A 21287-nucleotide genomic window follows, 5' to 3' on the forward strand; every position below is an offset into this window, starting at 1 on the left:
TCGAGCCAGAAAGTAAAAAGCCCCTTTCGGAGCTTTTTTAGTGCCATTTTCTGCCGCGTAGCGCGCCGCTATCGATTTTGCGGTGGTTCAGTGACAGGTTCGTGTTCCGGCCCTGTCGGCGGCGGATCAGGAATGGGCGGTGGATCGGGAAGCGGACGAGGTGTCGGATCGTTCGGTATAATGGGAATCGGTTCAACCGGAACCGTGTCAGCTTGCAGATAATCCGTCGCATCTTGAGTGAGCATATTTTCCTCCTCGGTGTTGGATAATGTTAAGGCAAATCCAGCTACTGAAGCAGTACAGACATGCGTTACGGCTGGTCGGTTAGCGCCAACCCTTCCCTTTAAGCGTAGTAAGCTAATGAATAAAATGCCAAAGGCATTTTACAACGTCGCTTGCGACGGCCCGAAGGGGGGTGGCGCGATAGCCCACCATAATAAAATGCCAAAGGCATTTTACAACGTCGTTTGAAGGATGACGGAAAAGGTCAGGATCGAGGGGCAAAAAAAAGCCGACAAAACTGTCGGCATGGTGTGAATCAATTGTGCTATGCAGTAATTCAAAAAAGGAAGTAAGACAATATGGAGCGCAACGCCCATCGCTTGACGTTGCATTCACCTGCGGGAATGATAGTGCCGCACAACAGGGTAAAAAATGTTGATATTGCTCAATTTACGCGTGGTTTTTTAGCCATTCGCGACAGTTTGTGATTATCTGCGCACCCACTCGCCGCAAGTCGTTATAGCCATTTACTGCGTTTTAACCACCATGCAACGCCACCCACCAATATCACCAACATCAGGCAGAACGTGACAAAACCAAACGGTGCATCGCCGCCGGGAATTCCCCCTAAGTTGACGCCAAATAAGCCAGTTAAGAACGTCGTCGGCAGGAAAACCATCGCCAAAAGCGACATTGTATAGGTGCGGCGGTTCATTGCTTCGGTCATCAACGCAGTGATTTCATCCGACAGCACCGTGGTGCGCGCAATACTGGCATCCAGATCTTCCAGCCCACGCCCTAATCGATCGGCAATTTCCTGCATTCTGCGGCGATCGTCATCCTGCATCCAGGGCAGTTTCTCGCCAGAAATACGCGAGAACACATCGCGCTGTGGCGTCATATAACGGCGTAACACGATAAGCTGTTTGCGAATCAGCGCCAGCTCGCCGCGCGGCGGAATTTTTTGCTCCAGCAAATCCTCTTCCAGATCGATGATTTTCTCATGCAAATCATCAATAAACTCGCTGGTATGATCGGTCAACGATTCCGCAATAGAAACCAGCCAGCTTCCGCTGTCCGTCGGGCCATTGCCTTCCTTCAGATCGGTAAGAATCTCGTCGATAGCCAGAACTTTACGGCGTCGGGTAGAAATAATCAGCTTGTCAGTAATGAATACCCGAACGGCCACCAGTTGATCCGGCCGTGCATTGGCATTTAGGTTAATGCTGCGCAGCGTAATTAGTGTACCTTCACCCAAACGCGTGACTCTGGGACGAGCACTTTCCCCCGCCAGCGCATTGCGTACGCTATCCGGCACCAGTGTCGTTTTATTCAACCAGCGCACACTGGCAGGCAAGGTAGAATCCAGGTGTAGCCAGCAAGGTTTCTCGCTGTTAACCACATCCTGCTCGCCAATCGGAGTCACGCCCCCCTTTCCATCCAACTGATACGCATGAACCGCACCGCTGTGTTGCAACTCTTTTCCTGCCAGGGATTCCACGTCTTGCCTCCAACGGTTTTGCTATCAGCTTTTTGGCTATCAGTGTTGCGCTCTGCCAGCCGGAGCGGCCATCACGATCGCTCCGGCTTTATCGCCACATCATTCGATGCCTTAATACGGTACTTAATGCTTTTCGATGTAAAGCATGTGGCTGTAGGCCACGTCTTCAGGGTTAGTAATCGGGTAGCCCTTCACCCACGGTTTGATCAAGCGTCCGTTGGTGTATTGATAGATCGGCGCAATTGGTGCTTCATCCATCAAGATTTGTTCTGCTCGGTTGTAGTCCGCATTCAGCGCCTGCGGGTTAGTCTGATTCCCCGCTTCATCTAGAACGCGATCGTAATTCGCGTTTTTAAAGCGCGCGATATTCCCGCTGTGGTGCGAAGCCAGCAGTGAGAGAAATGTTGACGGCTCGTTGTAGTCACCGACCCAGGACGCTCGCACGACGTCAAAATTACCGCTATTACGGCTGTCGATATAGGTTTGCCACTCTTGATTGGACAAACGCACGTCTACGCCTAGCGTTTTCTTCCACATGGAGGCCACGGCAATCGCGATCTTCTGGTGGCTTTCCGACGTGTTATACAGCAGCGATAATTTCAGCGGGTTATTTGGACCATAGCCCGCCGCGGCCATCAGCGCTTTTGCCTGCGCATCCAGCTCATCCTGAGAATACTGCTGCAACAGGCTTTCCGTCGGTTTGAAGCCCGCGGTGACATCCGGCGTAAAGTGCCAGGCCGGCTTTTCCCCCGTGCCCAATACTTTTTCCGCAATCACTTTGCGATCGATAGCGTAAGACAGCGCTTTTCGCACTCGTACGTCATTGGTCGGCGCACGCTGCGTGTTAAACGCGTAATAATAGGTGCCAAGCTGATCCGGCGTATAAACCTGGCCGGGCAAGTCTTTCAGCAGCTTTTGGTACAGGTTTTTAGGAAACGACTCGGTGATATCAATATCCCCAGAGAGATAGCGCTTCGTCGCGTTCGATTCCTGATTGATCGGAACAAAGGTCACCTTTGTCAGGCGCGTGTTAGCGTTATCCCAATAATATGGATTCTGCGTGAGCACCAGCTTCTCATTAACCACGCGCTGATCCAGCTTAAACGCACCATTGCCAATCAGATTGCCCGGCTTCGTCCAGTCGTTCCCGAATTTTTCTATCGTGGCCTGATGCACTGGAAACAGGCTGAAATTCGCCGTCAGGCTGACAAAATAAGGTACGGGCTTGCTGAGCTGCACTTTCAGCGTGTGATCATTGACGGCCGTCACACCAAGCTGATCGACAGGCAGTTTGCCCGCGAGAATCTGCTCGGCGTTCTGGATCCCCGCCAGTCGAGCAAACCAGGCGAATGATGAGCTGTTTTCAGGAGTGACCAGACGACGCCAGCTGTAGACAAAATCCTTTGCCGTAACGGGTTCACCGTTAGACCAGCGGGCATTATCACGCAGGGTAAAAATAAACGTACGGTTATCGGTCGTCTGCCAACGCAGCGCTACGCCTGGGACGATGTTCCCCTGCGCATCCTGATTGACCAGCCCTTCAAACAGATCGCGTGCCACCTGAGCTTCCATCAGCCCCACCGCTTTGATTGGATCGAGGGAAGCCGGTTCATCTTTAATGTGGCGGACAATTTCTTGCTTCTCAGCCAGAACCGTTCCCGCCGGAACCTGCGCCGCGACGGCATTGCCCGTCATGGCCGCCATCAACGCGGCATAAAATGCAGAATATCCATAGTGCATGATGATTTGACCTGAAAGCGTAATGAATTGATTGAAGAATATAATAGTCAGAAATCAGCGCTATCATCCAGCGATACCCCCGCAATTTGTCAGCCCGCATCGCCGTTTGCGTCTCTGGGCCGATTTTTTTATGATGAAACGCATAGGTAACCACAGGGTGACAACATGGAAAACCCGATCATTCCTCTTCAGGCGCGCCAACAACGAGGCAATTTACCGTCGCTGGGCGAACCGTATGGGAAATCGCTGCTGGGCGCACCGCTGCTGTATTTCCCAGCCGAATTAGCTCCCTCAGAGAGTGGGCTGATTATTGCCGGAACACACGGCGATGAAACCGCCGCAGTCGTGGCGCTGTCTTGCGCGCTACGCACCCTCTTTTCAGGCCAGCGCCGCCATCACGTGATTCTTGCAGTGAACCCGGATGGCTGTCAGTTGGGCCTGCGTGCCAACGCTAACGGTGTCGATCTCAATCGCAATTTTCCGACCAGTAACTGGCAGCAGGGGAAGACGGTCTACCGCTGGAATAGCGCCGCAGATGAACGCGATGTCGAGCTATCCACGGGCGAAACGGCAGGTTCAGAGCCGGAAACAAAAGCCCTTTGCTCGCTGATTGAGAAACTTAATCCTCACTGGGTTGTCTCTTTTCATGAGCCACTCGCCTGTATTGAGGACCCACATCGTTCCGAACTGGGTCAATGGTTGGCGCAGCGGTGCGAACTGCCGTTAGTATCGAGTATCGGTTACGACACGCCTGGCTCTTTCGGAAGTTGGTGCGCCGATCGTTCGCTTCATTGCATTACCGCTGAGCTTCCGCCAATCTCGGCAGATGCCGCCAGCGAGTGCTATCTGAAAGCGATGGTCGCGCTGCTAAGCCAGCAATTTTAATCGTAATTTTTATACCAATGTTGCTAATGTTGCCCTAAACTGAGCAGCGTGTTAATCACCTGTAATTAAGGACGCAAACATGTCACAGAACGTACATTTTCAAGGCAATCCTGTGCCAGTAGCAGGGTCATTCCCAGCCAAAGGAAGCAAAGCCCCAGCATTTACTCTGGTGGCTAAAGATCTGTCTGATACCCCGCTGAGCAACTATGCTGGCAAGCGCAAAATCCTGAACATTTTCCCAAGCATCGATACCGGTGTTTGTGCCGCGTCCGTGCGCAAATTCAACCAACTGGGTTCTGAACTGGATAACACCGTTGTTCTGTGTATCTCTTCCGATCTGCCGTTCGCGCAGTCCCGTTTTTGCGGCGCGGAAGGTCTGAATAACGTTGTTGTGCTGTCTACTCTGCGTGGCGGTGAGTTCAAAGAGAACTATGGCGTTGCTATCGCCGATGGCGCGCTGAAAGGTCTGACTGCTCGTGCGGTTGTCGTACTGGATGAAAACGACAACGTGCTGCACAGCGAGCTGGTGAACGAAATCACCACTGAACCAGACTACGATGCAGCACTGGCTGTTCTGAAATAAGATAAGCTACGCTGAATTACATGAAAAACGGCTGCGCAAGCAGCCGTTTTGTTATTTACTCTTCATCGTCCCCTGCCGATTTGCGTTGGCTGAGTCCATATTCCCGCAGTTTGTTGGCTATCGCCGTGTGCGATACACCTAACCGCTTCGCCAGTTTACGTGTGCTTGGATAAGATTGATAAAGGCGGGTCAGCACGGAGCGCTCGAAACGTTTGTTGATATCGTCCAGAGAACCATCAAGCAGGGTTTCATCTTGCGGGGCATCAATCGAAAACGCAGGAAGGTCGATGTCCTGCATATGCAGTTCGTTACCTTCCAACTGCGTCAGTGCGCGATAAATGGTATTTCGTAGCTGCCTAACGTTGCCCGGCCAGCCGTACTGCGGCAGGAAATGCTCCACATCTGCGGCCAGTTTGGGGCGCGGAATCCCCTGTTCGTCGGCAAAGCGCGCCACGAACAGCTCGGCCAGCGGCATAATGTCTGCCGGACGTTCGCGCAGCGGCGGTAATATCAGCGTGAGTACATTAAGGCGATAATAAAGATCCTCCCGGAATTCACCGCGCTGCACCAGCTCCAACAGGTTTTTCTTGGTCGCGCAAATCACCCGCACATCGACATGGACTTCGTGATCTTCACCGACGCGGCGGAATGTCCCGTCATTCAGGAAACGCAGCAATTTAATCTGCATTTGTGCCGACATTTCACCGACTTCATCCAGCAGAACCGAACCGCCGTTCGCCTGTTCGAAGAAGCCTTTTTTGCCTTCCTGCGCATTGAGATACGCGCCGGGCGCATGGCCGAACAGTTCACTCTCCATCACATCATCGGGTAACGACGCGCAGTTCAGCGCCAGGAAAGGGTTCTTGCCGCGTGGTCCGCGCAGGTGGCAGGCTCGCGCCAGCATATCTTTGCCCGTTCCCGTATCACCGACGATCAGCAACGGTGCGTCCAACATCGCTAATTTGCGCGCCTGATCGACTACCTGACGCATTTTCGGGCTAACGGCCACGATATGATCGAACTCATGTTCATCATTCACGGCGAGATTCTGCAACTGGCGGCCCATGCGAGCAGCCGATTTCAGCATCACCAATGCGCCCGCCGTTGCCACTTTACCGGCATCATCTTCCAGACGGACAGGCGTCATTTCCAGCAGGAAATCCTGACCGCGAATCACCACACGCTCCGCCACGACAGCGCTACTCTTCTCCAGCCAGTTGGCGAAATTGAAACCGGGAATCATGCTGCCAATCGTCAAATCGCTGATGGTCTCTGCCGATTGTTCAAACAGCGCCAGCGCCGCGGGGTTAAACAGTTCCAGCTTTCCCTTCATATCCAGTGAGAATACCGGTTCAGGCATCGATTCCAACAGCGCATTCAACGCCCGATGCTCGCGCTCAGACGGCATGAACGCCACGGTACGCACATCGCTGACGCTTTCAATACGGCGGATTTCCGTCATCAGCAGACGGAAATCATCAAAATCGAGGGTGGCAAAATTGAGGTAGATACGACCAATAGACGCAATTTCAATGCCGCGTAAATCAATATTGCGTGACGCAAGTAGATCTAACAGTTCACGGACCATACCAATGCGGTCTTCACAAATCACTTCCAGATGCATCAACGGCTACCTTCTTCAAGAGACACGATATGGCTATTGCTACTGATAATACCCTTTCGTTTGCACCGGATGAAGTAAGGTGGCAGCAAAAGTTGACACATCTGTACGTTTTTTCCACGTCAGTGATGAAACGGGGTTAAGACAGCGGCGTCGTTGCCATCGCCACAATGGTTCGAATGCCTTCCAGATAGTTACCGAGGCGTAAATTCTCATCAAAACTATGCTGATTATTATCGGCATTCACCAGAGGAACGATGACGTAAGGCACTTTCAATACGCTGACCGCGCCGCTCATCGGCAGCGTCCCACCCATCATACGATTCTTCTCCGGTGCGATGCCACGCGGTGCGGTTGTAGTCGCAACCGCCCAGTGCCCCAGCGGGGAATCGATCTCGGTTCTGGCCGCATAGGCGCTGCTCGGATAGGCCGTCAGGCTAAGGGAAATCAGATGCGGATACTGCTCACGTTCGGCCTGCGTAGGCGCTTCACCAGCAATGATATGAAAGCCTTTGCTGGCGATATACTGGCGTAACAACGTATACATATCATCCGGCGGCGTCTCCGGCACGGTGCGAATATTCACGCTGGCCGTCGCGGTTGACGGAATCGCATTCGAGGCCTTTTTGCCCGTGTCGCCCGCTTTAATGCCGAGAATATCCAGCGAAGGATATTGCACCGCCTCTGCCGCATTGCTGGCGACCTTCTCTAACTGAGCAACACCAAAGCGTTTCTCCAGCGCACCTGCGGGCGGCGCGGTCTCTGAGACTTGTTTTTTATCGCTCTCGCTAAGCGTGACGCGGTCATAGTAACCGGGGATCGTGACCTTACCGTCCGCATCCTTCATACTGGCCAACAGCGTAGCCAGATTTTGCACTGGATTCGGAATGACATTGCCATAGCCGCCGCTGTGTGCCGCCGCGTTTGCACCGAAAACCGTCATATCGATTTGGATTGAGCCACGATTGCCAAAGTTGATGCCAGGACGATTGCTGGATGGCATCGCGCCGTCATAAATCACCATCCCATCGCTTTTCAGCAGCGTCAGATTGTCGACCATCACCGTCGTCAGGCCGGGCGAGCCTTTTTCCTCTTCAGAATCCAGCAGCACTTTGATGTTGACCGCAGGTTCAACGCCCTTATCTTTCATCGCGTCCATGGCGGCAAGAAACATCGCGATCGGCCCTTTATCATCGGCCGATGCCCGGGCAAAGAGGCGCCACTCTGGGTTGATATCCCCTTTCAGAAGACGTGACTCAGCCAGCGTCTGCCATTTGCCCGCAGCATCTTTTTCTTTCAGCACGGGCTGCCACGGCGGCGTTTGCCACTCGGACGGATTCACGGGCTGTCCGTCAAAATGCATGTAGAACAAAATGGTTTTACGATCGGCTTTTGGCGTGCCCAGCTCAGCATAAACCAGCGGTTTATCACCATTTGCCAACTGCTGTGTGGTGAAGCCACGTTTCTGAAAAGCCTTTTCCAGCCAGTCGGCATTACGCTGGATATCCGCAGGCACGGCAGCATCATTTGGCAACGTGAGTAATTCGAGATATTCAGGGAAGCTGTTTTGCGCGTAACGTTCCGCATCGGCAGGTGCCAGTACCAGCTGTGCGCTGGCAGGTGAGCAGAGAATAGCTGCCGACAGCGACAGTGCCGCCAGAGTCAATTTTTTACCGGGAATCATAAAAACGTCCTGTTATACAGAAATGAGGGTTTTTTATCCTACACACGATTTTGTAACAACGGTACTGTCTGCCAAAATAGCGCGCGGCTTATACTGCATTTCCTCGTTAAGCAACGATAAAACGACGATGGCACACTGCCTGCACCATCGTCTTCACCCCTACCGCCCTTTTTGCAGCGTTTCTTTCACCTGGCCAATCAGTTCGCGGCGGAAATCACCGAGACGCGGTTTGTCATCCAGCCACGGCAGCGGGCGGCACAGCTCCATCGCTTTGATGCCCAGACGCGCGGTCAGCAGCCCTGCGCCAATGCCCTGTGCAGCACGGGTTGATAGCCGCGCTGCAAGATCCTGCGACATCCAGTCCATGCCAATTTCCCGCACCAGCTCCGATGCACCAGCAAACGCGATATTGACCAGCACTAGCCGGAACAGGCGAATGCGGCTGAAATAGCCGAGTTCGATGCCGTACAGCGCGGCAATACGGTTAATCAGGCGCAGGTTGCGCCAGGCGATAAATGCCATGTCCACCAGCGCCAGTGGGCTGACGGCGATCATCAATGTGGATTCCGCAGCCGAGCGGCTGATTTCACGCCGCGCCTGCTTGTCCAGCACGGGCTGAACCAGACGTGCATACAGCTCCAGTACTTCGCGGTCGTTGTGGGTTTCATGGAGGGAAGCCTGCCAGCGCTGTATCGCCGGATGGCCGCTATCCAGCCCCGCCTGCCGTGCCAGCTTTTCGCAGAATTCACGCCCACGCCCCACGCCGTGGCTATGCAACAGATCGCGGGCCACGTCACGCTCTTCCGCGCGCTCGCGCAAGCGATAGAGGCGTCGCCACTCGACGGCCAACGAGCCGACGCCCGCCGCCACAATCAGGCTGCCTGCAGTAATGCCGCCCAGCGCGATCCAATCCTGCTGCACCCAGGCGTTATGCAGAGACTGCACGCCCTGCGCCAACGCGCTGACGCCAAACAGCCCGATTCCCGCCATCACCATACGTCGCCACAGGCTGCGCTTTGGTCGCAGCGCCGCGCTGATCGCCTCTTCCGCAGCACCTTCTTCCGGTACTTCTTCTTCGCGGCTGATCGGGGAAAACGGCGTGCCGCTCTGCTCGTCAAACGCCAACCCGGCACGCAGCTGCGGCTGTGGCTCTTGCGGTGAAACGTCATCGAACGTAACTCGTGGTTTCAGTGGTTCGCTCATCGCAATTTATCCTTTAACAGAAAGTCCATGACCGTATCCAACCGGATATGCGGCAACGGTGTGTCTACCGTCATTTCTCGCGGACGAAATTGATCGAAATGGAAGCCCTGCGTTTGCCAGAATGCCGCACCCGGTAAACGCGCGGGCACTTCACCGGGGTAGACCGTCAGCGGCTGACCGTCGCTGAGTCGATGCCCTTTCAGCGCAGGAATTTTCTGGCCCTGATGATCAACGACCCCGCTCTGCGTTGACTGGATCGACGCAATGCCTTCACAGCGCATATCGATGCCTTCAAACGCCGCGTTCTGCCACGCTTCCTGCACCAGTTGCTGAAGCAACGACACCAGATTGGCATGCTGGTCAGCGGTAATGTGATCCGCTTTACTCGCCGCAAACATCAGTTTGTCGATGCAAGGCGAGAACAAACGCCGGAACAGCGTGCGCTTCCCGTAATGAAAACTTTGCATCAGTTGGGTGAGCGCCAACCGCATATCGTTAAACGCATGAATGCCGCTATTGAGCGGTTGTAGGCAATCGACCAGCACAATCTGCCGGTCGAAGCGTACGAAGTGATCCTTATAAAATCCTTTGACGACCGACTGACAGTAATAATCAAAACGCTTGCGCAGCATGCCGATGTTGGTTTTCTCATCCGCCTGCGCTAGCTTAGCTTCACCGATCTGATTCACCTGCGGCCAGGGGAAGAATTGCAGCACCGGCGCGCCCGCCAGATCGCCCGGCAGCACAAACCGCCCCGGTTGAATAAAGTGCAGCCCTTCCTGTTTACAGCGATGTAGATAGTCGGTGTAAGCCTGCGCCACTTCGGCAAGCTGATTTTCATCCGCCGGGGCCAGTGGGTCGACTTTCTCACATAGCGCCAGCCAGGGTTTGGCCCACTCGGTGCGCCCCCCTTGCAGCAAGCCGCCCATCTGCTGCGACCAGCTCAAATAGGTCTGCTCCAGCAGCGGCAGATCCAGCAGCCATTCGCCGGGGTAATCGACAATTTCCAGATAGAGCGTCGAGGTATCTTTAAAGTGGCGCAGCAGCGAATCTTTTGAGCGATAGCGCAGCGCCAGACGAATCTCACTTACGCCACGTGTCGGCGTTGGCCAAGCTGGCGGGGAACCATACAGCGCGGCCATGCCCTCATCATAGGCGAAGCGTGGCACGCCCAAATCGCGCTGCGGCACGCGTTTCACCCCCAGCAAACGCTCTTCGCGCACGGGGGAAAACATCGGCAAATGGGCACCGCTGTGGGTGTTCAATAATTGATTGACGAACGCGGTGATAAATGCGGTTTTGCCGCTGCGGCTCAACCCAGTGACGGCAATCCGCAGGTGGCGATCTACGCCGCGATTGACCAGAGAGTTAATTTCGTTCTGTAGTCGACTCATCGAATGAACTATCACTCCTTTGGTTGGGAGATATACTGTTGAGAGCTATATGTAATTGAGAACTGTATGTAATTGAGAACCATATATCGCTGAGAGATATATCGTATCAATATAATAAAATCAGACAAACGCCTCACGCCGATATAAGTTCAACCGCGATCACCTACCTCATACCGTATTTTTACCGTCAAAATGTAAAGAAACGACAATTTTAAGACAACTCTTAGCAAGCAATAAGACAACTCTTAGCAAACAAATTGTTAACGTATATACCCTGAAATTGTACCAAGTAACAAATCTTGTCCCAATAACAATCAATAATTCAGGTTAATTAATTATGCTACGGAATGCGTCGTTCACTGACGGGTATCAACCTGCGCGTCTCAGCCAACTTGCGCTATTTATTTTATTGACCACCTCAGCAAGCAGCTGGGCGGCAGATAATAATCTGACGCCTCTTGCCGCACCGGACCGGGTGGATGAACAGCTGAATATCAACCAGCAGGATCGCCAGCGTGCGATGCAGCAGCAATTAGCGCCACAAACGCCCGATGTTCGTTTGCAGCCCCCCTCTTCATTCTTTACTAAGCTGCAATTTCCTCAGGAACAGCAGTGCTTTACGCTGTATCACATTATCCTGACTGGCAAAGAAGATTTTCCCTCCTGGCTGCGTATCCCGCTGCAACAGTTGGCCGATCAGGGCAAAGGTCAGTGCCTGGGCGCTCAGGGTGTCAACCTGCTGATGAGCGCACTGCAAAACCGTCTGATCGACCATGGCTACGTCACCGCGCGCGTGATGGCGCCGCCGCAAAACCTGAAAACCGGCACCCTGCATATCACCCTGATTCCAGGCAAAACGCGCCAAATCGAATTGACCAAAGAGAGCGATCGCTACGTGAGCCTCTGGAGCGCCATGCCAGCGCGTGAAGGCGAACTGCTGGATCTGCGTGATATCGAGCAGGGACTGGAAAACCTGCAGCGCGTGCCAACCGTACAGGCAGAAATGGCGATTGTTCCAGGCGAACAGCCAGGCGAAAGCGACATTAACGTGACCTGGAAACAGGAAAAAATGTGGCGTCTCGGCGCGACGCTCGATGACTCCGGCACCGAAACCACCGGTCGTTATCAAGGCGGCCTGACGCTGTATATCGATAATCCCTTCGCGCTCAGCGATCTATTCTACATTTCCGGCAACCATGACCTGGAATCCGGCAGCGAAAAAGGCAGCAAGAACTACATGCTGCACTACTCAGTGCCGTTCGGTTACTGGATGGCGGGTGTCACCGCCAGCGGCTACGACTACAACCAGAATGTGGCGGGCGCGTATGAAGACTACAACTACAGCGGCAACAGCAAAAACCTTAACTTCCAACTGAGCCGGGTGCTGTACCGCAGCGGCAGTCAGAAAACCTCGATGAGCTATGAAATTCTGACGCGCGAATCACAGAACTTCGTCAACGATACCGAAGTGGATGTGCAGCGGCGTAAAACCAGTGCCTGGCGTCTGGGCCTGCAGCACCGCCACTACTTCGGCGCCACCACACTTGATACCGCGGTGAGCTATCAGCGCGGCACTCGCTGGTTCGGCGCGATTCCGGCGCAGGAAGAGTATTTCGATGAAGGCACAGCACTGGCGAAAATTATCCAACTCAATGCCCAGTTGGATATGCCGTTTACAATAGGAAACCAGACCTTCCGGTATAACGTCCAGTATCTGCGCCAGATCAACCACACCAAACTAACACCTCAAGATCAACTGTCGATTGGTAACCGTTGGACCGTGCGCGGCTTCGACGGTGAACGCACCCTGACGGCCGACCGCGGCTGGTTCGTGCGCAACGATCTGGCCTGGCGCACGCCGCTGCCCAACCAGGAACTGTATCTCGGCGCTGACTACGGTGAAGTTGACGGCACGCGTGATTACCTCGTCGGAAAACATCTGGCAGGCGGCGTCCTTGGTCTGCGCGGCAACGCCTTTAACACGGGCTACGACCTGTTTGTCGGTGTGCCGTTCTCCAAACCGGAAGGCTTCCACACTAGCCCAGTCACCCTCGGCTTTAACCTCAGCTGGCAGTATTAAGGAGGCGCGTGATGAAAATACCTGTTAATGGCTATCAGTTAACCGCCCCGCTGCTCGGTGGCCAGTTCAGCGAAGCAGAAGCGCTTGGCGCGGCAGTCTGGCTGTGGATGCATTCGGCACAGCACCGCGATATTCCGCTCAGTGTTCTGCCGACGCTGCTGTTGCCCGCCATCAAACATCAACAGTTTGTGATCGCCAGCCGCGATGACAAGCCGATGTTTTTCCTCAGTTGGGCGTGGATGGATGAAGAAGCGGAACAGCGCTACCTCACCGGCCCCGGCATCCTCGTGCAGCCACAGGACTGGACCAGCGGTGACCGTCTGTGGTTCCGCGACTGGGTCGCCCCCTTCGGTGACCAGCAGACGTTTCGCCGCATCGTCGGCGGCACGCTGTTTCCCCACTTATGTGGCCGTGCGCTGTACCACAAAGGGGCGGAACGCGGACAACGGGTACTGCAGTTCCGTGGCGATGACGTCACCCAACAACAATTCAAACTCTGGCAGCAGAACACGCCGCTGGTTGCTTAACATCACTTTTAGCAGGGATAACTTTTCGTGAATAAGAACCTCTATCGCATCATTTTCAACAAGGCTCGCGGCCTGTTAATGGTGGTTTCCGAAATCAACCGTGGCCAGGGCAAAAATGGCGCAAACGGCGTCGGCCATACACTGAGCCAGCTGATTGGCCGGATGAAACCCACCGCCTTCCTGACCATGACCGCACTCGGTCTGGTCACGCTCGCGCCACAGGCGCTGGCGGCCGGGATTGTCGCCGACAAGAGTGCACCGGGCGGGCAGCAACCGAATGTGATGCAGAGCGCCAACGGCACGCCGCAGGTCAATATCCAGACGCCAAGCGCCGGTGGCGTATCGCACAACAAATACACCCAGTTCGACGTCGATAACAAAGGCGCGATTCTGAATAACTCCCACAAGCAGGTACAGACCCAACTGGGCGGCTGGGTGGCGAGTAACCCATGGCTGGCGAAAGGCGAAGCCAAAATTATTCTTAACGAAGTCAATTCGCGTGACCCAAGCAAGCTGAATGGCTACGTCGAAGTCGCAGGCCGTAAGGCGCAGGTGGTGATTGCCAACCCGGCAGGTATCAGCTGCGACGGCTGTGGCTTTATTAATGCCAACCGCGCCACCCTGACCACCGGCACACCGCAAATCACCAACGGTGAACTGCGCGGCTACCGCGTGGGCAGCGGTGAGATCGTGGTTGAAGGCGCTGGCATGGACAGCAGCCGGCAGGACTACACCGATCTGATTGCCCGCACCGTGAAAGTGAATGCCGGTATCTGGGCGAAAGATGTGACCGTCACCACCGGTAAAAACGAAGTGGCCGCCGATAACAATAAGGTTGTCGATAACAGCAGCGCCAGCAGCGCAGCGGAGAGCGACAGCAGCGACGTCAAACCGACACTGGCGATCGACGTCGCCCAACTGGGCGGCATGTATGCCGGTAAAATCCGTCTGGTGGCGACCGAGCAAGGGGTCGGCGTCAGCAACAAAGGCACACTCGGCACGCAGGCGGGTGATATCACCATTAACGCTAATGGCGATATCGTTAACAGCGGCACCGTCAATGCCGGGCAGGATCTGCTGCTGGGCGGTAAAAAAGTCGATAACAGCGGCACCCTGTTTGCCCAGCGCGACCACAGCACCACTGCCAGTGACGGGGTGACCAACAGCGGCCTGATCGCCGCCAAAGGCAACACCAGCGTGCGCGGCGCCACCATCCGCAACAGCAAAGGCGCGGCCATTGCCGCCGGGATGAAAACCGATGGCACGCTGGCCAACAGCGGCAATCTGACACTCGCCAGCGACGGCAAACTGACCAGCCAGGGTCAGGCGCTGGCCGGTGGCGATCTGAACGCCAGCGCCAGCCAGATTGATCTCAGCGGCAGCGATACCGCCGCGCATCACGCCACGCTGACCAGCAGCAGCGATATCATCACCGACGACGCACAGCTGCTGGCAAGTGGCGATTTGAAACTCTCAGCGGCCGGTAAACTCAGCAACGATCGCGGCGTGATTAACGCCAATGCGCTACAGGTCAGTACGCCGGTTATCAGCAACCGTGGCGGCCAGTTACTGCAGAGCGGCGACCGCGATCTGCAACTCAGCAGCGACAGCATTGATAACCAGAATGGCCGCATCGCCGCCAACGCCAAAAAACTCAGCGTGCAGAGCGCCAGCCTGAATAACCAGGGCGGCACCATCATGGCGGCCGGTTCCGGCTCGCTGGATGTTGCGGCCAGCAGTGAACTGAATAACCAGAACGGTACGCTTGCCGCCGCCAGCGACCTGGCAATCGCCACGCCGGTGCTGAACAACAACCTGGGGCAGATTTCCGCCAATAAACAGCTGACGCTCGATCAGCAAAACACCAGCGCCCTCTCCCGCGCCACAGCCATCAGCAGCGATCTGCGTATCAGCAATGAAGGGGGTCGTCTGGTGGCGGGTCAGCAGCTGACCTTCCGCGGTCGCGAGATTAACGGCAGCGGTGAAATTCTGTCGCTTGGCGATATGGATCTCAGCTTCGCGAACGGCTTCAGTAACAACAATAAAACGCTGGCAAATGGCGATCTGACGCTGAACGTCAACAACAGCTTGATTAACAATGCGCTGCTTGGCGCAGGCGGTAAGCTGAATGTGCAGGCCAGCAACATCGATAACCAAGTCACAGGCGAACTGAGCGCGCAGCAGACCACGCTGAACGCCAGCGATACGCTGAGCAACCGTGGCCTGATCGACGGCGTGCTGACCCGCATCAATGCCAGCACCGTCAACAATATCGGTACCGGTCGTATTTATGGTGACGGTCTGGCGATCAGCGCAGCGACACTGAATAACCTGGCGGAAAATAACAGCAGCGCCACTATTGCGGCGCGTCAGCGTCTCGATCTGGGCGTCGGCACGCTGAATAACCATACTCATTCACTGATCTACAGCGGTGGCGATCTGGCCATTGGTGGCAATCTCGATGAAAACGGTGTGGCCAGCGGCAAAGCGGGCGACCTTAACAACCACAGTGCCACAATAGAGTCTGTCGGCAATATGGCGCTCAGCTTCACCGCGCTGAACAATATCAACGACAATTTTGTAACCCGCTTCGTACAGCTGTCAGAGAAGCAGAAAAATGAGTATATGGTGGTCGACCTGAATAATGGCGTTCACTATAGCCCTGACGACTACAACATCAGTTTCTACAAAAATGAAGTGCGTCATATCTGTATTGAAGGTGTGGTGTGTGGTCGTGACCACTATTATCAGTACAGCTACACCGAAACGGTGCGCGAAGAACAGATCGCACAGAGCGATCCGGCGAAAATTATTGCGGGCGGCCAGATTTCACTCGCCGGCGATAAGCTGCTGAATGACAAGAGCCAGATTATTGCTGGCGGCAGTCTGCTGACCGCCGTCAAAGAACTGGTAAACACCGAAGTCACCGGTCAGAAACTGACGGAAAAAGTCGGCCAGGTGATTGAGTGGGATCGTATTCATAAGAAAGGCACCGACAGCCAGAAAGCCAGAGCGTCCGCCTATACCCCGCCAACGGAAATTCAGTCCATCAGCCTCAGCCCAAGCGTGATGAAGGAGAATACCCAGGCGACCAGCAACGCGCCATCGCTGGCGGATTATGCCGCGCAGCGCGTGGAAGTGGCCGGACAGAACACCGATGTCATTCGCTCGATGACACCGGACGCTTCTCTGCCAACCGGCAGCCTGTTCACCACCCTGCCGGATGCCACCAGCAGCTATCTGATCGAAACCGATCCGCGTTTCACCAATCAGAGAACCTGGCTGAGTTCCGACTATATGCTGAGCCAGTTGCGGACCGATCCGTCGATCACGCAAAAACGTCTCGGCGATGGTTTCTATGAACAGCGTCTGGTGCGCGAGCAGATCGTTGAGCTGGTTGGCCAGCGTTACCTGGCGGATTACACCAGCGATGAAGAACAGTACAAAGGTCTGATGGAAGCCGGCGTCAGCTTCGCGAAGAAATTCAACCTGGTACCGGGCGTGGCGCTGACCGCCGAGCAAATGAAGCAGATCACCCAGGATATGGTGTGGCTGGTGGCGCAGGATATGAAGATGCCAGATGGCACCACCCAGAACGTGCTGGTCCCGCAGGTGTATGCACAGGTGCAGCAAGGCGACATGGACGGCAGCGGCGCACTGCTGGCGGGTAAGAACGTCAGTATCGGCGTCAGCGGCGGCATGCTAAACAGCGGTCGCATCAGCGCCACCCAACTGGTCAGCATTTCCGGCGACGAGATCGTGAATGTCGGCGGAGTCATCGCCGGTAAATCCGTATCGCTACAGGCGACCAACGACATCACCAATACCGGCGGCACGGTACGTGCGACCGATACCCTGCTCGCGCAGGCCGGACGTGATATCACCGTCGCTAGCGAGACCAATCACGCCGAGAGCCAGAACGGCAGCAACAGTTTCAGCCGTGACAATATCGACCGCGTGGCGGGCATGTATGTCCAGGGAGACGATGGCAAACTGCTGCTACAGGCAGGCCGTGATGTCAATCTGCAGGCCGCGCAGTTGGTCAGTTCCGGTGAAAACAGCCAGACGCAGATCGCCGCTAACCGCGATATCAATATGACCACCATTACCACCGGCAGCAGCGACAAGGTGGTGTGGGATAAAGATAACCACGTCGCACAGACGCTGACTCAGGTACAAGGCAGTGACGTCACCAGCGACGGCAATATCACGCTGAACGCGGGCAATAATATTAACGCTCAGGCGGCGAAACTGAATGCCGATCGGCAGCTTGCGCTGACCGCCACCAATGATATCAACCTCGGCAGCGCCAGCAGCCAGGAATATCTCGATATGAACTCGAAGGTGAAAGGTTCCGGCTTCCTGTCGAAACGCACCACGACCACCCGCGCCGGCTATGATGCCACGCTGGCAAACGGCAGCAGCCTGGGCGGGGAAAATATCGCCGTCAGCGCGGGTAACAACCTGAATATCACCGGCAGCGATGTGGCGGCGGATCAGGGTCTGGCATTACGTGCCGGGAATGACCTCAACGTCACGGCAGCGGAAGAGAGCCGCGACAGCTGGTCGATGAAGAAAACCACCAAGTCGGGTCTGATGAGCAGCGGCGGCATTGGCTTCTTTGTCGGCTCGATCAAAGAGAGTTCGACCTCCGATACCGCGGCGCTGACCCACAACAACAGCACGCTGGGCAGCGTCGATGGCGATACTAGCCTGGTGGCGGGTAATAATATCGCCGTGCAGGGTTCTGATGTGATCGCCGGTAACGACATCAATATGGTGGCGAACAACATCACCATTGATGCCGCGAATAACCAGAGCACCACCGACACCACTTACGAACGCAAACAGACGGGGCTGACGTTGGCGCTGTCCGGCGCGATTGGCAGCGCGATCAACACCGCCTACACCAGCGCGAAAGCCGCCGATGAGCAGCAGGATGGCCGTATGGCATCGCTGCAGAAGCTGAAATCCGGTCTGGCAGGCGTGCAGGCTGCTCAGGCGGCGGTACTGGCGTCGCAGAACACCACCGACCAGAACGCCATTGGTGTCAGCCTGTCGCTGAGTACTTCGAAGTCGAAGAGCGAGAGCCACAGCGAAGCGGTCAACGCCTCCGGCAGCACCGTGCAGGCGGGCAACAATATCAACCTGGTGGCGACCGGTTCAGAGAATGGCAACGATGGCGATCTGACCATCGGCGGCAGTCAGCTGAAAGCGGGCAACGATGTGTTGCTGTCGGCAAACCGCGATATCAACCTGCTGTCAGCGCAGAATACTCAGCTGCAGACCGGCAAAAACAGCAACAGCGGTGGCGGCATCGGCGTCAGCATCGGTGCGGGCCAAGGCGGTGCAGGAATCAGTGTGTTTGCCAATGCCAGTAAAGGTTCCGGTAATGAGAATGGCGATGGCCTGACACATACAGAAACCACCGTCGACGCCGGTAATAAGCTGACGGTCAACAGCGGGCGTGACACTACCCTGCGCGGCGCACAGCTGAGTGCCGATCAGGTCGTCGCCAATGTCGGCCGTAACCTGACGCTGCAGAGTGAGCAGGACGTTAATAACTACGACTCGAAGCAAAAGAACAGCTCAGCAGGTGCCAGCTTTACCTTTGGCAGCATGACTGGCAGCGTCAGCGCCAGCGTGGCGAAGGACAAAATCCACAGCACCTATAACAGTGTGCAGGAACAAACCGGCATCTTCGCGGGTGACGGCGGCTTCGATATCACTGTCGGTAACCACACGCAGTTGGATGGTGCCGTGATTGGCAGCACCGCCAGTGAAGATAAAAACCGTCTCAGTACTGGCACGCTGGGCTTCAGCAATATCAACAACCGTGCAGAGTTTGAGGTGTCACACAGCAGCGTCGGCATCAGTACTGGCGGGCTGGGCGCGCAGGATTTGCTGAAAAATGCCGTGCAAAATCTGGCGGCCAATGGCCTGGGTGCGGGTGGCAGCGATGGGAATGCTTCCGGTACGACTTATGCTGCCGTTTCTCCAGGATCGCTGATTATCCGTGATCAGGCGAACCAGCAGCAGGATGTCAGCGAGCTGAGCCGCGATGTCGAGCACGCTAACCAAAGTATCAGCCCAATCTTCGATAAAGCGAAGGAACAGCAGCGTCTGAACCAACTGCGCCTGATTAGCGACGTTGTTAATCAGGGCGTGGATATCACCCTCAGTCAGGGCCAGATTATGGCGAACAACGCGGGAATTAAGGCGGCTGGTGAGTGGGATGAGACCAAAGAGACGCGTCAGGAGTACTGGGCACGTGTACAAAATACCGCCGCGTATAAGGACATCAACGATCAATATAAAGCGGGCGGAGAGCTTAATAAAGGCATTCGTGCCGCAGCGGCAGCCATCACTGCGCTGGCGGGTGGTGATCCACTGAAAGCGCTGGCACAGGGTGCTGCGCCTTATCTGTCCAGCACCGTGCGCGATTTGACTCTGCAGAATAGCGACAATCCCACTGCCGCGCAGATCGCAGCCAATGCCATCGGTCACGCTATCGTTGGCGGCGTGGTGGCTGAGCTTTCCGGTTCCAACGCCACTGCAGGAGCAGTTGGTGCAGCAGGTGGTGAGCTGGCCGCGCGAGCGATCGTCGACTATCTCTATCCAAACAGAACGGTTGAGTCACTGACTGATGATGAACGGGCGAAAGTCAGTAATCTGGCGTCTCTGGCTGCCACCATGGCAGCAGGTCTGGCGAGCGATTCTTCGGCAGGCGCTGTGGCAGGACATGACGCGGGTAAAAATGCCGTTGATTATAATCTGCTGTCAAATAAGTACGGCGTTGAAAAACTGAGTAAAGAAGGTCGCGCGCTGTATGAAAAACTAAAAGCCGCCGGTATCGGTGGTATGGATGAACTACAGGAACGCTTTGCTGCCTGTGGCTCTAATGGTAAATGCCAGACCGAGATCCGCAATGAGTACCGTAAACGGGAAAAAGAAGCGGGTGAAAAGCTGGTCGCGATGTATCAATCAGGGGCAATAACGGCTGATGAGTTCGGCTATCTCGTAACAGATTATGCCAGAACCATGATGAATGGTGCGCAACAGGGCCAGTTAAATTCTGATTACTCTGGATTCATCGGTGACATCTATACACAGACGGGCATTGACTGGACACCGATGGGCGTCGCTGGCAATCCTTATGTCGCCGCCATTAAGGGCAGTGAACAGCTTGCTGAATGGAAAGCACAGGGACTGAGCGATGAGAAAATCCGTGAGCTGGCACTGAAAAACGATATCATTACCTCAGCGATGACGCCTGTTGATATCAATGGGATCCTCAGCTTATACGATAATGGTGCATCGGCGCAGGAAGTTGTAAAATTTGCTGCTGGCATGGCGTTCAACAAAGTCATACAAAAAACGCAGTCAGGCAACAAAGGGACGTCGGGTACCATTGGTACTCCTGCAACGACAGCTAAAAATCCGCTAAGTCCCGTTCAGCAACGTGATGTTCATGGCAATGAAATTGTTTATCGGACGATGTCACCTGAGCAATTCAGGCAGTTTGAAAGAACAGGGGTGATGCCAGCGACCACTGAAACATCAGTTTCTCCAGTGCTATCATACTCTTCTAAGTACGATGGTATAACAGTGAAAATTACTGTTAAATCAGGCACTTTCTCCGAACTGGAAAAAATTGGTATTGCCGCAAACAGTGCTGCAGCGAAAGAATTGCCCAATATGTCCACCCAAACGGGTAAATGGATGGAAACCAATACTCGCTTCAAGGTTGAAGGAGGACAGATGACGACACAACTTGGACAAGGCAAAGGAATGGAGATTTTTAATAAAAACATCGTCCATTTTGAACAGGTTAAATAACAGGAAAG

Annotated in this window: 13 protein-coding genes; 6 read left to right on the forward strand and 7 right to left on the reverse strand. The window is 55.0% G+C overall.

What is annotated here, in order from left to right:
* Nucleotides 1–68: 68 nt before the first annotated feature.
* A complete protein-coding gene (locus NXT09_RS04730; RefSeq protein WP_205555096.1) occupies nt 69–245 on the reverse strand; it encodes a hypothetical protein in 177 nt (58 codons plus the stop codon).
* A 336-nt stretch (nt 246–581) separates the two neighbouring features.
* On the opposite strand from NXT09_RS04730, the gene NXT09_RS04735 reads away from it, so the two are divergent.
* Nucleotides 582–710, forward strand: coding sequence for a hypothetical protein (locus NXT09_RS04735; RefSeq protein WP_268579044.1), 129 nt, complete (start codon nt 582–584; stop codon nt 708–710).
* A gap of 29 nt (nt 711–739) precedes the next feature.
* Here NXT09_RS04735 and zntB read toward each other — a convergent pair whose 3' ends face one another.
* Together zntB and NXT09_RS04745 are read right to left on the reverse strand one after the other, a co-directional pair.
* On the reverse strand, nt 740–1723 hold the full coding sequence (gene zntB, locus NXT09_RS04740; protein ID WP_240585511.1) for a zinc transporter ZntB: 984 nt from the start codon (nt 1721–1723) through the stop codon (nt 740–742).
* Between the two features lie 123 nt (nt 1724–1846).
* Entirely contained in the window at nt 1847–3463 is a 1617-nt protein-coding gene (locus NXT09_RS04745) for a peptide ABC transporter substrate-binding protein (RefSeq protein ID WP_306417447.1), read from the reverse strand.
* Nucleotides 3464–3628: 165 nt separating this feature from the next.
* Between NXT09_RS04745 and mpaA the strand changes: the two genes are divergently transcribed.
* Both mpaA and tpx read left to right on the forward strand, forming a co-directional pair.
* Nucleotides 3629–4348, forward strand: coding sequence for a murein tripeptide amidase MpaA (mpaA, locus tag NXT09_RS04750; RefSeq protein ID WP_268579045.1), 720 nt, complete (start codon nt 3629–3631; stop codon nt 4346–4348).
* A 79-nt stretch (nt 4349–4427) separates the two neighbouring features.
* The gene (tpx, locus tag NXT09_RS04755; protein ID WP_039288920.1) at nt 4428–4931 is read left to right on the forward strand and encodes a thiol peroxidase; all 504 of its coding nucleotides are present in this window, start codon (nt 4428–4430) and stop codon (nt 4929–4931) included.
* A 55-nt stretch (nt 4932–4986) separates the two neighbouring features.
* Here tpx and tyrR read toward each other — a convergent pair whose 3' ends face one another.
* The 4 genes from tyrR to NXT09_RS04775 all read right to left on the reverse strand — a co-directional run bounded on the left by tyrR (nt 4987) and on the right by NXT09_RS04775 (nt 10833).
* Nucleotides 4987–6555 carry a transcriptional regulator TyrR gene (tyrR, locus tag NXT09_RS04760; protein ID WP_268579046.1) on the reverse strand — a complete coding sequence of 523 codons (1569 nt, stop codon included), beginning with the start codon at nt 6553–6555 and terminating at the stop codon, nt 4987–4989.
* A gap of 136 nt (nt 6556–6691) precedes the next feature.
* On the reverse strand, nt 6692–8236 hold the full coding sequence (locus tag NXT09_RS04765) for a M20/M25/M40 family metallo-hydrolase (RefSeq protein WP_268579047.1): 1545 nt from the start codon (nt 8234–8236) through the stop codon (nt 6692–6694).
* A 159-nt stretch (nt 8237–8395) separates the two neighbouring features.
* Nucleotides 8396–9439 carry a YcjF family protein gene (locus NXT09_RS04770; protein ID WP_268579048.1) on the reverse strand — a complete coding sequence of 348 codons (1044 nt, stop codon included), beginning with the start codon at nt 9437–9439 and terminating at the stop codon, nt 8396–8398.
* A complete protein-coding gene (locus NXT09_RS04775; protein ID WP_014915688.1) occupies nt 9436–10833 on the reverse strand; it encodes a YcjX family GTP-binding protein in 1398 nt (465 codons plus the stop codon). Before NXT09_RS04775 ends, NXT09_RS04770 begins: the two co-directional genes overlap by 4 nt.
* 337 nt (nt 10834–11170) lie before the next feature.
* On the opposite strand from NXT09_RS04775, the gene NXT09_RS04780 reads away from it, so the two are divergent.
* From NXT09_RS04780 to NXT09_RS04790, 3 genes are read left to right on the forward strand one after another with little or no spacing between them, the layout of a single operon-like run.
* On the forward strand, nt 11171–12913 hold the full coding sequence (locus tag NXT09_RS04780) for a ShlB/FhaC/HecB family hemolysin secretion/activation protein (protein ID WP_268579049.1): 1743 nt from the start codon (nt 11171–11173) through the stop codon (nt 12911–12913).
* A gap of 11 nt (nt 12914–12924) precedes the next feature.
* Nucleotides 12925–13440, forward strand: a complete 516-nt coding sequence (locus tag NXT09_RS04785; RefSeq protein ID WP_268579050.1) for a toxin-activating lysine-acyltransferase — start codon at nt 12925–12927, stop codon at nt 13438–13440.
* 27 nt (nt 13441–13467) lie between these two features.
* A complete protein-coding gene (locus NXT09_RS04790) occupies nt 13468–21279 on the forward strand; it encodes a hemagglutinin repeat-containing protein (protein WP_268579051.1) in 7812 nt (2603 codons plus the stop codon).
* Nucleotides 21280–21287 lie beyond the last annotated feature (8 nt).

Origin of the sequence: Pectobacterium jejuense (genome assembly GCF_026800125.1) — a bacterium.
Lineage (GTDB): Bacteria > Pseudomonadota > Gammaproteobacteria > Enterobacterales > Enterobacteriaceae > Pectobacterium > Pectobacterium jejuense.

Bases quoted from the DNA above. Each gene is read 5' to 3' on its own strand.
- NXT09_RS04775 (WP_014915688.1), bottom strand. From the start codon at position 10,833: ATGAGTCGACTACAGAACGAAATTAACTCTCTGGTCAATCGCGGCGTA.
- NXT09_RS04785 (WP_268579050.1), top strand. From the start codon at position 12,925: ATGAAAATACCTGTTAATGGCTATCAGTTAACCGCCCCGCTGCTCGGT.
- NXT09_RS04765 (WP_268579047.1), bottom strand. From the start codon at position 8,236: ATGATTCCCGGTAAAAAATTGACTCTGGCGGCACTGTCGCTGTCGGCA.
- NXT09_RS04745 (WP_306417447.1), bottom strand. From the start codon at position 3,463: ATGCACTATGGATATTCTGCATTTTATGCCGCGTTGATGGCGGCCATG.
- tpx (WP_039288920.1), top strand. From the start codon at position 4,428: ATGTCACAGAACGTACATTTTCAAGGCAATCCTGTGCCAGTAGCAGGG.
- NXT09_RS04770 (WP_268579048.1), bottom strand. From the start codon at position 9,439: ATGAGCGAACCACTGAAACCACGAGTTACGTTCGATGACGTTTCACCG.
- mpaA (WP_268579045.1), top strand. From the start codon at position 3,629: ATGGAAAACCCGATCATTCCTCTTCAGGCGCGCCAACAACGAGGCAAT.
- NXT09_RS04735 (WP_268579044.1), top strand. From the start codon at position 582: ATGGAGCGCAACGCCCATCGCTTGACGTTGCATTCACCTGCGGGAATG.
- NXT09_RS04780 (WP_268579049.1), top strand. From the start codon at position 11,171: ATGCTACGGAATGCGTCGTTCACTGACGGGTATCAACCTGCGCGTCTC.
- tyrR (WP_268579046.1), bottom strand. From the start codon at position 6,555: ATGCATCTGGAAGTGATTTGTGAAGACCGCATTGGTATGGTCCGTGAA.
- NXT09_RS04730 (WP_205555096.1), bottom strand. From the start codon at position 245: ATGCTCACTCAAGATGCGACGGATTATCTGCAAGCTGACACGGTTCCG.